The sequence below is a fragment of the Actinosynnema sp. NPDC050801 genome, from assembly GCF_040673975.1.
In the GTDB taxonomy this organism is placed as follows: Bacteria; Actinomycetota; Actinomycetes; order Mycobacteriales; family Pseudonocardiaceae; genus Actinosynnema.
In genome coordinates, this window is sequence record NZ_JBFAQZ010000018.1 from 89,114 (window position 1) to 102,526 (window position 13,413).

Below are 13,413 nucleotides of genomic sequence, written 5' to 3' on the forward strand. Positions count from 1 at the left end.
CGATCTCCTCCGGTGGAGCGGGATGCGGCGGCAGGTCTAGGAACCGAACGTGATCCAGTTGACGTTGACGAAGTCGGCCGGCTGGCCGCTGGTGAAGGTCAGGTAGACGTCGTGCTTGCCGGTCAGGCCGGTGATGTTCGCGGGCACGGTGCGCCAGCTCTGCCAGCCGCCGGTGTTGGCGACGGCGAAGCTGCCCAGCGGTGCGGCCGTCGGGCTGCCGACGCGGACCTCGACCAGGCCGCTCACGCCGCCGGCCGCGCCGCTGGCGACCCGGGCGAGGAACTGCCGGCCGGTGCGGGTGCCGAAGTCGACGCCGCGGAAGAGCGCCCAGTCGCCGTTGGCGATGCCCGCGATGTTCTGGCCGCCGCCGGTGTCGGTGGTCGTCTCCTTGAACACGCCGCTGTGCTGGTCGTAGGACTCGGCCTGGACGGTGCCGAAGGCGTCACGGCTGACCGGCGGAGCGGTCGTGGTCGTGGTGGTCGTCGTAGAGGTGGTGGTGGTCGTCGTCGTGGTCGTGGTCGACGTGGGGTTCACGCCGCCGGAACCGGAGTCGACGCCGGTGCCCGCCGGGCCGCGCCACGCGGTGGACGACGCCGGCACGGACAGGGTCTGCCCGTCGGAGAACGTCACCGTGGCCGTCGCCGTGCCCGGGTTGTAGGCCACGTACGTCCGCGCGCCGTTCTTGCTCAGCACGGCGTGCGTCGGCACGTTCGCGGTGACGGACGTGTCGGGCGTGCCGTAGGTGTTGAGCGACGTGATCCAGTGGTAGGCGTGCGCCCGCGAGTCGCCGTCCTCCGGCGGCAGGCCGGAGCCGTAGTTCGCCAGCGCCTGGGCCGGGTCGGCGAGCGCCAGGAACTGGGTGATCACGTCCTTCCACTCGACCTCGGTGCCACCGTTGTTGGCGCGCAGCTCGTTGACGTTCTGCAGGATGTCGGCCTTGTAGTCGGCGTGGTAGAGCGAGCCGCCGGTGATCGGCAGCATGTTGATGCCGTGGATCTCCTCCGGGTTGGCCGTCCACCACGTGCTGTAGCTCGCGCCCGCGCCCCACACCATGCCGACCGTGCCGTGCTGGAACGCGGCCGGGAACACCGAGTCGTCCTTGTCGAACCAGTACTGGGCGACGGTGCTCTCCTGCGTGGTGTGCAGGTAGATGCCCGCGTCACGCATCGCCGTGTCGCCGGTGGCCTGGCCGAACAGCACCGCGGCGGTGGCGAACATCATGCCCTCGGACGAGGACTCCTCGTTGTTGCCGTGCGCGAACCCGGCGTGGCCGGACGCCCAGCCGTGGCCCGCGTAGGCGTCGAAGTTGCGCAGGAACGGGAAGCGCGTCTCGCCGCGGTCGTAGTTGTTGGCGTCCTTGACCAGCAGCTTGACCATGCCGCCGTACCGGGAGTCGGACGCCCACGCCGGGTCGTGCTGCGCCAGGACCGCCGCGGCCAGCACGTAGTAGCCGTAGTGGAAGTGGTGGTCGTTCAGCTCGGCGTCGGTGCCGTAGGACGCCTTGTACCCGATCAACGTGCCCCACGTGGCGTCGTAGGCGAAGTGGTTGCCCGCCTCGCCGGGCGTCGCGGTGAGCCAGTCGGTGAGCCGGTCGCGGACCATGCCCAGCAGTCGGTCGCGGCCCTCGGTGTACCCGATCTGGTTGGCCACGCGGGCCAGTGCGGCCAGGCGCCACAGTGCCTTGCCGGTCCAGTAGGTGTCGCCCGCGCCCTTCCACGGGTCGGCGGCGTTGAGCTCCTGGTCGATCTCGGTGCGCAAGCGGTTGCGGTCGGCTGCCGAGGACAGGGGGAGCGCCGGCAGGACACCGTTGAACGTGCTGCGGGTGGTGAACGACGGGCCCTCGCGCAACCGCATCTCGCCGCGCGGCGAGGTGTAGCGGTGGGCGGTGACGGTGTCGGTGGAGTTGAGCCACTGGTGCCGGTAGAGGGCTTGCAGGGTGCCGGTCTGGGCGCCCTGGCGTGCCGTCGTCGTGGCCGTGTAGGTGGCGGTGAGCTGGGCGTTCGCCGAGTTGTAGGTCCAGTTGACCTTGCTGTCGGTGACGAACGAGAACGCGTAGCGCTGGAACAGCGACAGCGCGTCGCGGCTGGGCAGCACGGCCACGGAGAAGAACGCGGCGTTGGAGGTGGCCTCGGCGGTGCCGACGACGTTCCAGGTGCTCGGCGAGAACAGGGCGTAGTCGCGGCCGTTGATCGTCACGCCGAGCGTGGTGCCGGTGTTGCTCCAGATCGTGGTGGCGCCGTTGAAGCCGACCCTGGCCGCGCCGCCGGTCGCCTCCGCGTACACGTACGGCGAGCCGTGGCCGATGGTCGTGCGCAGGGTGCGCGTCCCGTCGGTCCACAGTGGAGTGACGGTCCAGTCGGACCAGCCGTCGACCTGGGTGCGCGGCGCGTTGAGGCCGCTCACGCCGACGAACAGGTCGTCGGTGTGCATGAACTCGTAGAACCGGCCGTCGGGGGTGATGTTCGGGCTGGTCGGGTAGCCGACGCCCAGCCCCTGCGCCGCCGCGTGGAAGGTCAGCGGGTGGGCGTACATGTTCTCGGAGTACGGGTTGCCCGGGTAGCGCTGGAAGGCCAGGGATGACCACCAGTCGTTGGTCGGGACCGGGCGACCGGCCATCCGGGCGGTGACCTTCGGCGTCAGGGGTGCGCCGTTGGAGTCGGACGGGCCGACCGCACCCGCCGGTCGGGTGGTGGCGTAGCTGCCCGCGCCGACCGTCACGGCGTCGGCCGTGGCGGGTAGGGCGAGGGGGATCGCGGCAGCCGCGGCCACGGCTACCACCAGGGCCGCCAGGTGGGGGCGGATTGAACGCACAGGGACCTCCAGCAGGGACTCACAACTCTGTGAGAGCGCTCTCACGCAAGCCAAACGGTAAACCGCTGGTGACGCGCGTGTCTACGGTCGGCCGGTTCTGACCCTGTCAAGAACCGGCGGAGAGGCGCCTACTCCTCGACGCGGAGGCGGTACTCGCAGCCGTACTCGACCGCGTACTGCAGGTCGTAGTGGTGCACGATCTTGGGGCCGCCGTGCAGGTGGACGTGGGTGACGGTCTGCTTCGGCGTCTCGGGCGGCTTGGCGTGCGAGTCGACCCGGCCGTCGAGGGGGCCACCGACGAACCGCACCACGTACGCCTGCGTCATCGGCTTGCCTCCCTCTCTCCGGCGTTGCACCCATGGTACGAGAGGACCAGTCGGATCGCGGCTGAACCGCCCTGGGAAACAGCCGGTCGGCGCAAGGCCCGGCCGCCGAACCGGTGGCCGACCCGCTCGTCCCGGCATTCGCGCGCAGGCGTTCCGCGAAGGCAACCGCCCGCGAACGGACACCCCGAGGTGCGCGCACAACACCTCTACGCGGATATTCCACCCCCGCCGGGACAAGGGGGCATCCCCCAGTACGGTTATCACCGGAACACGGCGGCCCAACGCCGTGTCCCGGTGTTGTCAACCATTCATTCGAGCGGTGCTCCGTTTCTCAGCAAAGCACCCCGATGCGTGGAAATTTCCACTTACCGCAGCGGTGCACGCCTTTCCGCGAAGCGGCGCTCCCCGTGCACAAGGGAGTACTCATGAACGAGTTCCACGGCGGAGACGGCGGGGAGAGCGGCGACAAGTAGTCGCACCGCGTGCCTCCTCGGGCGGAGAGGGGTCGGCATGCTCGACGGGTTCGTGGCCTTCTTGGACGACTACCTGGCGGACCGGGGGTTCCACGGCCTGCTCAAGGCGGGGCTGGGCATCCTGGCGTTCGGCAGCGTCCTCAGTGCCGCCTTCGGGTCCGTGGCGGTGAAAGCCGCCGGGCTGACCATCGCCGCCCTCTACGTGCTGGGCAGCCTGATCCTGCTGGCCCGCGGCCAGGCGGTGCTGCGCCGGAAGGTCGAGCGCCGCGAAGGCCTGCTCACCTACTACTGCGACCTCATCTACGAGGAGATCCACCCGCTGTGGCGCATCGACCGCTGGGAAGAGGACGTCGACGTCGCGAAGAACGGTGACGTCACCGCCTCCATCGTCGTGCACGCGATGGCCCAGCGGGACGAGTTGCGATTCTTCCGGGTGCGGCTCGGGTCGAAGTGGGACCAGCCGATGAGTTCACGCCGGAAGGTGCGGGTCAGCGTGAGCAGCATCGAGGTCGACGGCACCGGCGGAACGCGTTACGAGCGCACCTCGAACTGGCTGCCGGACGGCCGACTGGAGATCCTCGTCCACCTCCGGTCCACGCTGCTCAAGAAAGGGGACGAGGTGCGCTTGCGCCTGGACGTGGTGTGGCCGCAGAAAGCCGCTCCCCTCATGCGGTTCGGTGAACCGGACGAGTTCGTGATGCGCGTGGGAAACCCGCTGGCCTACGTCAGCTACCGAGTTGCCTTCCCCGCCGGGTTCGACGTCCGGTGCGACGTGATCGGCTTGCACAGGGGCGACAACTACACCTTGACGACGTCGTCGTCGACCGGGAACCGCGCGATCGTGCAACTCCAGGCCCAGGACGTGGGGGCGGACCGGTCGTTCGGGATGCGCCTCGACCTGAGGTGACCGACGGCCGTTCTCTCTGCGGGCGGGTGATTACCGGTCGTCCGCGGACCACGTGTCGGCGTCGTCCTCGTTGAGCTCCTCGTCGGCCCGCAGCGCGCCGTCCTCGTCCAACCCGGCGGCGTTGAGCACCGCCCAGATGGCATGGGAGACGGCCGCGTAGTCGTGGGCGGACACATCGGCGGGCAACAGCACTTCGAGACGGCGAGCTTTCACGCGCCTCACCATGCTCCCGCGTGCCGGCCCGAGCGATGCCCCGTCCGGGGACGCGAGGACCGCCGGCCTCACCGGGAGGCGGCGACGCCACCACCGTCGGGAAGCTGGAACTGCGGGTTCGCGACGACACCGTCGTTCCCCGCACCCCCGCGTCCGCCCCTTGGGCCAGCCGCAGACCGACGAACACCACTCGGACGGGTGGCGTGCTGCTGTCCGAGATCCGGCGATGACGCACCACTGGGCGTGTCGCGACAGTGGATCAAGGGGCCCGTTCGGTGTCCGGTACGGGTCGTGTGATGCTGGCGCGATGACCGTTCAACCCGAGGTTGTCATCGTCCGCTGGCCGGATCAGGGTCCTTCCGCGGATCGGTTGGCCGAGTTGCTGGCGGCCTACCACCTGCGGACGGAGGAGGAGAAGGGCGAGGCGGTCGCCGATGTGGACGGGTTGCCGGACCGCTACCGGGCAGAGGTCTCGGACCCGCGGGCCGCGTTCGCCGACGATGTCGTGCTGGTGGCGCTGAGCGGCGACACAGCCGCGGGCTGCTTGGTGGTGACCGCCCCCGTCGACGGCCGGTCGGAGGTCAAGAGGCTCTGGACGGACCCGGCATTCCGGGGCCGGGGCATCGCGTCCGGCCTGGTCGGCGCCGCGCTCGCGCATTCCGCGGAGTGCGGCGTCGGCACGGTGGGGCTGTCGGTGTGGAAGTGGCGGACAGGCGCCATCGCCCTGTACGAGCGGCTCGGTTTCACCGTCGTCGAATCGTGGGAGGAACGGGATCAACTGGTGTGCATGGAGCGTGCCGTGTGACGGGCCACGTCCACGGCCTTGATCCACTGTCGTGACGCGCCCTAGTTCCGCTTGCGAGACGGCTGCACGCGAGGTGGTTCGCCGGGCATCTTCGGGTAGTCCGGCGGGTACGGCATTTCGCCCCGGTCGTCGGCCTCGTACCACTCCAGGAGGGTTTCGATGCCGAACGCCCGGTCGTCCAGGGAGGCGTGTGGATCGCCGTGGTCCGCCAGGTACTTCGGCACGGTGAGCACGTCGAAGTCGTCCGGGTCCACAGTGGACAGGTGGTCCCAGGTCACCGGTGTCGACACGGTCGCGCGCGGGGTGCCCCGGACCGACCAGGCGGACGCGATGGTGCGGTCCCGCGCGGCCTGGTTGAAGTCCAGGAACACGCGTTCCCCGCGCTCCTCCTTCCACCACGACGTGGTCGCCCGGTCCGGTGCGCGGCGCTCCACCTCGCGGGCCAGCGCGATCACGGCGTGCCGCACGTCCACGAAGTCCCACTCCGGCCGGATCCGCACGGCCACGTGGATGCCGCGACCACCGGACGTCTTGGGGTACCCGGTGAATCCCAGCTCGTCCAGCACCTCCCGCAGCACCATCGCCACCTCGACCGCGTCCCGGAAGTCCGTGCCCGGCTGCGGGTCGAGGTCGACGCGCAGCTCGTCCGGCCGATCGGTGTCCGACCGCCGCACGGGCCACGGGTGGAAGTCGAACGTGCCCAGGTTCGCCGCCCACGCCAGCACCGCGGGCTCCGTCGGGCACACCTCGTCCGCGGGCCGCCCGGACGGGAACTTGATGCGCGCCGTCTCGACCCACTCGGGCGCGCCCTTGGGCAGCCGCTTCTGGTAGAACGCCTCCCCGGTCACCCCGTCGACGTACCGCTTCAACGTGGTCGGCCGGTCCCGCAGCACGCGCAGCAGCGGCTCGGCGACGGCCAGGTAGTACTCGACCACCTGGATCTTGGTGATGCCGCGCTCCGGGAAGTAGACCTTGCCCGGGTTGGACACCCGCACCACGCGCTCGCCAACGTTCAGTTCCACAGCCGGGGACGCCACACGGGCGAGCCTAACGCGCCCGGCAGGCCCAAGCGCGGCAAAACACCGGCGGCGCCCGGCCGGCCGCGGCTACCGTCGCCGGCCACCCGGACGACCACCGCGAACGGAACGAGGCCGAACCACGAGCCGCACGTCGGTCGCCGCGCCGCGCTGGTCCTGCTGCTCCTCGCGTCGACCACCGCGTGCTCGGACGACCAGCCCACACCGACCACGACGACCCCGGCGCGGTGGGCGAGGCGGAGCGCTGCACGGGGACGGTCCCGGGCGCCGGCCTGATCGAGATCAGCTCCCGGGACACCGGTCTCGAGGACCGCCACATGAACCCGAAGGCTCAGCTGCGCACCCGCGCCGCCAGCCCGGTCACGAACGCCTCCAGCGCCAGCTCGAAGCTGTCGTGGTCGAGCTCGCGCGCCACGGACGGCAGCAGGTGGGCCTTGTCCAGGTTCGGGTAGCGGTCCCGGTAGAACGTCTGGTCCTCGGAGAACCCGCTGGAGAACGAGCTCAGCGCCGCGCCGAACACCAGGTACAGCAACGACGCGGCGATCATCGTGGCCTCGCGCCGCGACCAGCCCCCCGCGACCAGGCCGCCGTGAACCACGTCCAACCGGCGCAGCGACGCCTCGCGGTGCGCCGGCCCGTAGGCCAGGAACGGCACGATGTTGGGGTGCGCGGCCAAGGCCGCCCGGTACGAACGGGCGCAGCTGAGCAGGCCGTACCGCCAGTCGCCGCCCTCGAACCCGGAGACGTCGACCTGTTCCAGGATCTGCGCCGCGACCTCGTGCAGCAGGTCGTCCTTCGTGCTCACGTGCCCGTACAGCGACGCCGCCTGAACGCCCAGCTCAGAGGCCAGTTTGCGCATCGACAAGCCGTCCAGGCCGTCCCGGTCGATGATGTGCAGTGCGGCGGTCCGGATGCGCGAGGCACTCAGGATCGGGCTCCTCGGCATGTCCGCTCCCCTTGCCTGTGGTGGATTCCACGCCTAGGTTAGATAACCTAACACCGTTCGGTTAGGAGGTCACCCCGGTGGATCTGCGCATCTCCGACGAACACCGGCAGCTCAAGGAGCTGGCACACCGGTTCACCGAGGAGCGCATCGTGCCCCACGCGGCGCGCTGGGACCGGGACGAGGCCATCGACCGCGACCTCGTGCCCGCCCTGGGCGACGTCGGCTTCCTCGGCCTGGGCATCGACGAGGAGCTCGGCGGCTCGGGCGGCGACAACCTCGCCTACTGCCTGGTGCTGGAGGAGATCGCCCGGGGCGATTCGGCCGTGCGCGGCATCATCTCCGTCTCCCTCGGCCTGGTCGGCAAGACCATCGCCAAGCACGGCACCGAGCAGCAGAAGCAGCGGTGGCTGCCGGGCCTGTGCGCCGGTCGCGAGCTGGGCTGCTTCGGCCTGACCGAGCCCGGCACCGGCTCCGACGCCGCGTCGCTGGCCACCAGGGCGGTCCGCGACGGCGACGACTGGCTGATCACCGGTCGCAAGGTGTTCATCACCAACGGGACGTGGGCCGACGTGGCGTTGATCTTCGCCCGGACGGGTGGTCCCGGCCCGAAGGGCATCACCGCGTTCCTGGTGCCGACCGGCTCGTCCGGCTTCACCGCCACCGAGATCCGCGGCAAGCTGGGCATGCGCGGCCAGGCCACCGCCGAGCTCACCCTCGACGGGGTCAGGGTGTCCGACGCCGACCGCCTCGGTGACGAGGGCGCGGGCTTCAGGCTCGCCATGGCCGCCCTGGACCGGGGCCGGATGTCCGTCGCCGCCGGGTGCGTCGGCGCGGCCCGCGGCGCGTTGGAGGCCAGCGTCGGGTACGCCAAGCAGCGCGAGCAGTTCGGCAAGCCCATCGCCGGCTTCCAGCTCGTGCAGGAACTGCTGGCCGACATGGCCGTGGAGACCGACGCGGCCCGCCTGCTCACGTGGCGGTGCGCGGACCTGGCCGACCGCGGCGAGCCGTTCGGCACGGAGGCGTCCATGGCGAAGCTGTACGCCAGCGAGGCCGCCGTGCGCGTGGCCAACAACGCCATCCAGGTGTTCGGCGGGTACGGCTACGTCGACGAGTACCCGGTCGGCAAGTACTTGCGGGACACCCGCGTGACGACCCTCTACGAGGGCACCAGCCAGATCCAGAAATTGCTCATCGGCCGGGCGCTGACCGGCGTCAACGCGTTCGCGTAGAGGGAGGACGGCATGGACTTCACGCTTGACGAGGAGCAGAAGGAGATCCGCGACTGGGTGCGGACCTTCGTGCGCAAGGAGGTGGCGCCGCTGGAGCCGGAGGTGCTGCGCCGCGAGCGCCTGGGGCAGCCCGGCCTGACCCGGGACGAGCTGAAGGAACTCCAGGACAAGGCCAAGGCGGCGGGTTTCTTCGGCGTGCTCACGCCGCAGGAGTACGGCGGCATGGGCCTGGGCGCGCTGATGACGGCGCTGCTGGAGGCCGAGCTCGGGCGCACGTTCGTGCCGTTCCGGTTCGGCGGCTACGCGGACAACATCCTGTTCCACGGCAACGAGGAGCAGAAGCAGCGCTACCTGCTGCCCACGATCTCCGGTGAGCGCGTGTCGTGCTTCGCGATCACCGAGCCCGGCGCGGGTTCCGACGCCAAGGCCATCCGCACGTCCGCCCGCAAGGAGGGCGGCGACTGGGTGATCAACGGCGAGAAGACGTTCATCACGCAGGGCAACGAAGCGGACTTCGTGATGGTGTTCGCGGTGACGGACAAGGACAAGGGCGCGGACGGCGGCGTCACCTGCTTCCTGGTCGACCGGGACATGGGCTGGAAGTCCGAGCCGATCCCGACCATGGGCCAGTGGGGTCCGGCCGCGCTGGTGTTCGACAACGTCCGCGTGCCCGAGGAGAACGTGCTCGGCGAGGTGGGTCGCGGCTTCACCCTGGCCATGCAGTGGATCGGCCAGGGCCGCTACCTGCTGCCCGCACGGGCGCTCGGCTCGTGCGAGCGGCTGGTGGAGATGGCCATCGAGCAGGCCAAGACCCGGGTCACGTTCGGTCAGCCGATCGCCGAGTACCAGGCCATCCAGTGGATGATCGCGGACTCGGCGATGGAGATCGAGGCGCTGCGCTGGCTCGTGCTGCACGCGGCGTGGTTGGTCGACCAGGGCGCCGACTCGCGGCAGGCGCAGAGCATGGCGAAGCTCTACGGCGGCATCAAGGCCAACGAGATCGTCGACCGGGTCCTGCAGATCCACGGCGGCATGGGCTACACGCGCGAGCTGCCCATCGAGCGCTGGTACCGGGAACTGCGGCTGCTGCGGATCTACGAGGGCACCGACGAGATCCAGCGCCGCACGATCGCCCGCAACCTGCTCAAGGGTCACGCGAAGGTGACGGGGACACTCGGCTGAGGGTAGGGCTGACCCCACCAGCCTTCGGGCAGCGCACACCAGGGACTGACCGCGATCACGCCAGCACGATGAGTGCATGCGATCACGACCCGTGCTCTTCGAATCCGATCTGACGCGTCAGCGCATCACGACCCCCGCGGGCACGTTCGACGCCATCGCGACCGGTCCCACGACCGGTCGCAAGGTGCTGCTCCTGCACGGCGTGCCGGAGTGCGGGATCGAGTGGCGCCACCAGCTGCGGGCGCTGGCGGCGCACGGGTACCGGGCGGTCGCGCCGGACCTGCGCGGCTACTCGCCGGGCGTGCGCCCGCGGCAGGTGGACGCGTACGGGCTGGACCACGTGGTGCAGGACGTGGTCGACATCGCCGACGCGCTGGGGTGGACGAGGTTCGACCTGGTCGGGCACGACTGGGGCGCGATCACGGCGTGGATCGCGGCGTCGAGGTACCCGCTGCGGGTGCGCACGCTGACCGCCGTGTCCGCGCCGCACCCCGGCGCCCTCGCCGAGGCCTTGCGCACCGACCCGGACCAGCGGCGCAGGTGGTCGCACCTGGACCACCTGCGCGAGCCGGGCGTCGCCGAACGCGCCCTGCTGGCCGACAACGGCGCCCGGCTGCGCGACGGCTGGCCGGCCGTGATCCCGCCGGAGCGGGTGGCGCAGTACGTGCGGAAGCTGACCGAGCCGGGCGCGTTGACCGCGGCGTTGAACTGGTACCGGGCGAACGGGTTCACCGACACCTACCGCCCGGTGTCGGTGCCCACCCGCTACCTGTGGGGCGAGGACGACAAGGTCGTGTCGCCGGACACGGCGCAGAGCGCGGCGCAGTGGACCACCGGCCCGTACTGGTTCGAGGTGATGCCGGGCGTGGGCCACTTCGTGCCGGAGGAGGCGGCGGAGCAGACCACGCTGCACCTGCTCGACCACCTGGCCACGTACTGACTCAGCCGAGGCTGGTGAGCATCTGGGCGCAGACCCGGGCCAGGTGCTTGCGCATCACGTCCGACGCGCGGGACGGGTCGCCGGCGGCGACGGCCGCGACCAGGGCGTCGTGGTCGTCCAGCGACGCGTGCTGGTGCGGCGGGTCGTCCCGCAGCGCGCTGCGCAGCAGCACCACCCGTTGCTGCACCAGCCGCACCTGCTCGGCGATCCGCGGGCTGCGCGCCGCGTCCAGCAACGCCTGGTGGAAGGCGAGGTCCAGGCGGTACGGGAAGCGCTCGCCCGCCGAGTACGCCCGCCGCGACTCCTCGCACACCGCGCGCAGCCGCACCACGTCCGCGTCGCTCCGCCGTGACGCGGCCAGCTCGGTCGCCGCGCACTCCAGCGCCGTCCGCAGCTCGAACAGGGCCTGCACGTCGGCGGCGTCGGCGGTCGGCACGGACGCGCCCCGGTGCGGCGCGAGCACCAGCAGCCCCTCCGACGCCAGGTGCCGGATCGCCTCGCGCAGCGGCCCGCGCGAGATGCCGAGCCGCTGGGCCAGCTCCACCTCGTTCACCCGCGTGCCGGGCGGGATCTCGCCCGTCAGCACCAGTTCGCGGAGCACGTCCACGGCCTGACCGGCCAAGCTCAAGTGCAGCGGCGGTGTCACGAACGTCTCCTAGCGCGCGGGGATCCCACGATGTTAACTGTCGACAGTTGGCAGAGCATCACTGGAGGACGCATGGCGCACGAACTGGTCGCCGAGGTCTGGCGTGGCGAGTTCCTGGAATCCGTGCACCACGGTTCGGTGATCGCCCTCGACCGCACGGGCCGGGAGGTGCTCACCGTCGGCCGGCCGCACGACACCACGTACCCGCGCTCGTCCAATAAGCCGGTCCAGGCGCTGGCCATGCTCCGCCACGGCCTCGACCTGGACGGCGAGCTGCTCGCCCTGGCCTGCGCCAGCCACTCCGGCGAGGACTTCCACATCGACGGCGTCCAGCGCATCCTGCACGCGCACGGCATGGACGAGACGGCCCTGCAGTGCACCCCGGACCTGCCCATCGGCGAGGACGCCCTCAAGGCGCACCTGCGGGCGGGCCGGCCCAAGGCCGCGAAGTACATGAACTGCTCGGGCAAGCACGCCGCCATGCTCGCGACCTGCGTCGTCAACGGCTGGTCGACCCACGACTACCTCGACCCGACCCACCCCCTCCAGCGCGCCATCCGCGACACCCTGGAGGAGCTGGCCGGCGAGCGCATCGGCGCCGAGGGCGTGGACGGCTGCGGCGCGCCGCTGTTCGGCATCAGCCTGACGGGCCTGGCCAGGGCGTTCAGCTCGCTGGCCGGTGCGGTGGACGGCCCGCGGCGGCGGATCGCGCAGGCGATGAGCCGGCATCCGGAGTGGGTCGGCGGCACGGACCGCGACGTCACCAAGCTGATGCGGGCGATCCCGGGCGCGGTGGCCAAGGACGGCGCGGAAGGCGTCTACGCGATCGGCCTGCCGACCGGCGAGGCCGTGGCGTGCAAGATCGCCGACGGCTCCAGCCGCGCCAGGGCGGTGGTCGTGGTGGCCGCGTTGCGCCGGCTCGGCGTGGTCGCGCCGGAGGAGTTGGCCACGTTCCCCGTGCTCGGCCACGGCCGGCCGGTCGGCGCGGTCCGGCCGTCACCCGCCCTGGTGAGCTGAACCGCCCGGCGGATTGAAACGCCCGATACGCTGGACTCCATGGCCAGCGCCAGAGCCGCAGACGCACCGGACGAGCGCCCGCAGGGCGGCATCGACGACGAGCTGATCGGCCTCGACCCCGACGACCCCGAGACCAGGGCATTCGCCGAGCACCTCGGCCGGATGCAGCAGCAGCCGCCGAGCTTCACCATCGAGGGCACGGTCGCGGGCGTCGGCCAGTTCGCGGACTCGGCCAACCGGGCGGGCGGCCTGCGCCGGCTCACCGCGGTCGCCGTGGTGAGCCTCATCCTGCTGGGCGTGCTCATCAGCGTCTGGTACTACCTCGGCACCCTCGTCTGGGTGTTCTTCGACTGATCCGCCGCCGGTCCCGCCTCCGCCGATTCGACTAACGTGGAGGTATGGAACCTGTCGTCGGCGCCACCCCGAAGGTGGTCCACTCCGAGTCGGAGTGGCGGGAGATCCTGACCCCCGCGGAGTACGCGGTGCTGCGCGGCGCGGGCACCGAACCCGCGTGGGTCGGCGAGTACACCGACACGAAGTCCGAGGGCGTCTACGAGTGCCGCGCGTGCGGCGCCGAGCTGTTCCGCAGCGCGACGAAGTTCGACTCGCACTGCGGCTGGCCGTCGTTCTTCTCGCCGCTGGCCGGTGACGCGGTGATCCTCCGCGAGGACCGCACCCTCGGCATGGTCCGCACCGAGGTGCTGTGCGCCGCGTGCCACAGCCACCTCGGGCACGTCTTCGAGGGTGAGGGCTACGACACCCCGACGGACCAGCGCTACTGCATCAACTCGGTGAGCCTGCGTCTGGTCGAGGACACCCCGGGTCGAGCAGACTGAAGGCGTTACGCCGAATTGACGACCGCATCCACACCTGGAGGACTC

General features: G+C 71.0%; 14 protein-coding genes. 8 read left to right on the forward strand and 6 right to left on the reverse strand.

The window, feature by feature from the left end:
• Positions 1–36: 36 nt before the first annotated feature.
• Positions 37–2,811: a glycosyl hydrolase gene (locus AB0K14_RS31080; protein WP_360456718.1), complete on the reverse strand. Its 2,775-nt coding sequence runs from the start codon at positions 2,809–2,811 to the stop codon at positions 37–39.
• 128 nt (positions 2,812–2,939) lie between these two features.
• Positions 2,940–3,137: a hypothetical protein gene (locus tag AB0K14_RS31085; RefSeq protein ID WP_360456721.1), complete on the reverse strand. Its 198-nt coding sequence runs from the start codon at positions 3,135–3,137 to the stop codon at positions 2,940–2,942.
• Positions 3,138–3,647: 510 nt separating this feature from the next.
• On the opposite strand from AB0K14_RS31085, the gene AB0K14_RS31090 reads away from it, so the two are divergent.
• Positions 3,648–4,517, forward strand: coding sequence for a hypothetical protein (locus AB0K14_RS31090; protein WP_360456724.1), 870 nt, complete (start codon positions 3,648–3,650; stop codon positions 4,515–4,517).
• Between the two features lie 30 nt (positions 4,518–4,547).
• Here AB0K14_RS31090 and AB0K14_RS31095 read toward each other — a convergent pair whose 3' ends face one another.
• Positions 4,548–4,730 (reverse strand): hypothetical protein, encoded by a 183-nt coding sequence (locus AB0K14_RS31095; RefSeq protein ID WP_360456727.1) that lies wholly within the window; start codon positions 4,728–4,730, stop codon positions 4,548–4,550.
• Between the two features lie 307 nt (positions 4,731–5,037).
• On the opposite strand from AB0K14_RS31095, the gene AB0K14_RS31100 reads away from it, so the two are divergent.
• Complete coding sequence (locus tag AB0K14_RS31100; RefSeq protein ID WP_360456730.1) at positions 5,038–5,535, forward strand: GNAT family N-acetyltransferase; 498 nt, start codon at positions 5,038–5,040, stop codon at positions 5,533–5,535.
• Positions 5,536–5,576: 41 nt separating this feature from the next.
• Here the strand turns inward: AB0K14_RS31100 and ligD are convergent, their stop codons facing one another.
• Both ligD and AB0K14_RS31110 read right to left on the reverse strand, forming a co-directional pair.
• Positions 5,577–6,572 (reverse strand): non-homologous end-joining DNA ligase, encoded by a 996-nt coding sequence (gene ligD, locus AB0K14_RS31105; protein WP_360456733.1) that lies wholly within the window; start codon positions 6,570–6,572, stop codon positions 5,577–5,579.
• A gap of 331 nt (positions 6,573–6,903) precedes the next feature.
• Entirely contained in the window at positions 6,904–7,518 is a 615-nt protein-coding gene (locus tag AB0K14_RS31110; protein ID WP_360456736.1) for a TetR/AcrR family transcriptional regulator C-terminal domain-containing protein, read from the reverse strand.
• 77 nt (positions 7,519–7,595) lie between these two features.
• Here AB0K14_RS31110 and AB0K14_RS31115 point away from each other — a divergent pair, with 77 nt between their 5' ends.
• From AB0K14_RS31115 to AB0K14_RS31125, 3 genes are all read left to right on the forward strand, one after another.
• Positions 7,596–8,747, forward strand: a complete 1,152-nt coding sequence (locus AB0K14_RS31115; protein ID WP_360456739.1) for an acyl-CoA dehydrogenase family protein — start codon at positions 7,596–7,598, stop codon at positions 8,745–8,747.
• Between the two features lie 12 nt (positions 8,748–8,759).
• A complete protein-coding gene (locus AB0K14_RS31120) occupies positions 8,760–9,929 on the forward strand; it encodes an acyl-CoA dehydrogenase family protein (protein WP_360456742.1) in 1,170 nt (389 codons plus the stop codon).
• A gap of 76 nt (positions 9,930–10,005) precedes the next feature.
• Positions 10,006–10,869 carry an alpha/beta hydrolase gene (locus tag AB0K14_RS31125; protein ID WP_360456745.1) on the forward strand — a complete coding sequence of 288 codons (864 nt, stop codon included), beginning with the start codon at positions 10,006–10,008 and terminating at the stop codon, positions 10,867–10,869.
• 1 nt (position 10,870) lies between these two features.
• On the opposite strand, the gene AB0K14_RS31130 is transcribed toward AB0K14_RS31125, so the two are convergent.
• Positions 10,871–11,515: a GntR family transcriptional regulator gene (locus AB0K14_RS31130; protein ID WP_360456748.1), complete on the reverse strand. Its 645-nt coding sequence runs from the start codon at positions 11,513–11,515 to the stop codon at positions 10,871–10,873.
• 72 nt (positions 11,516–11,587) lie between these two features.
• Between AB0K14_RS31130 and AB0K14_RS31135 the strand changes: the two genes are divergently transcribed.
• The 3 genes from AB0K14_RS31135 to msrB are packed head-to-tail and all read left to right on the forward strand — an operon-like array spanning position 11,588 to position 13,368.
• The gene (locus AB0K14_RS31135; protein WP_360456751.1) at positions 11,588–12,532 is read left to right on the forward strand and encodes an asparaginase; all 945 of its coding nucleotides are present in this window, start codon (positions 11,588–11,590) and stop codon (positions 12,530–12,532) included.
• Between the two features lie 39 nt (positions 12,533–12,571).
• Complete coding sequence (locus AB0K14_RS31140) at positions 12,572–12,886, forward strand: hypothetical protein (RefSeq protein WP_360456754.1); 315 nt, start codon at positions 12,572–12,574, stop codon at positions 12,884–12,886.
• Between the two features lie 44 nt (positions 12,887–12,930).
• Positions 12,931–13,368 (forward strand): peptide-methionine (R)-S-oxide reductase MsrB, encoded by a 438-nt coding sequence (gene msrB, locus AB0K14_RS31145; protein ID WP_360456756.1) that lies wholly within the window; start codon positions 12,931–12,933, stop codon positions 13,366–13,368.
• Positions 13,369–13,413 lie beyond the last annotated feature (45 nt).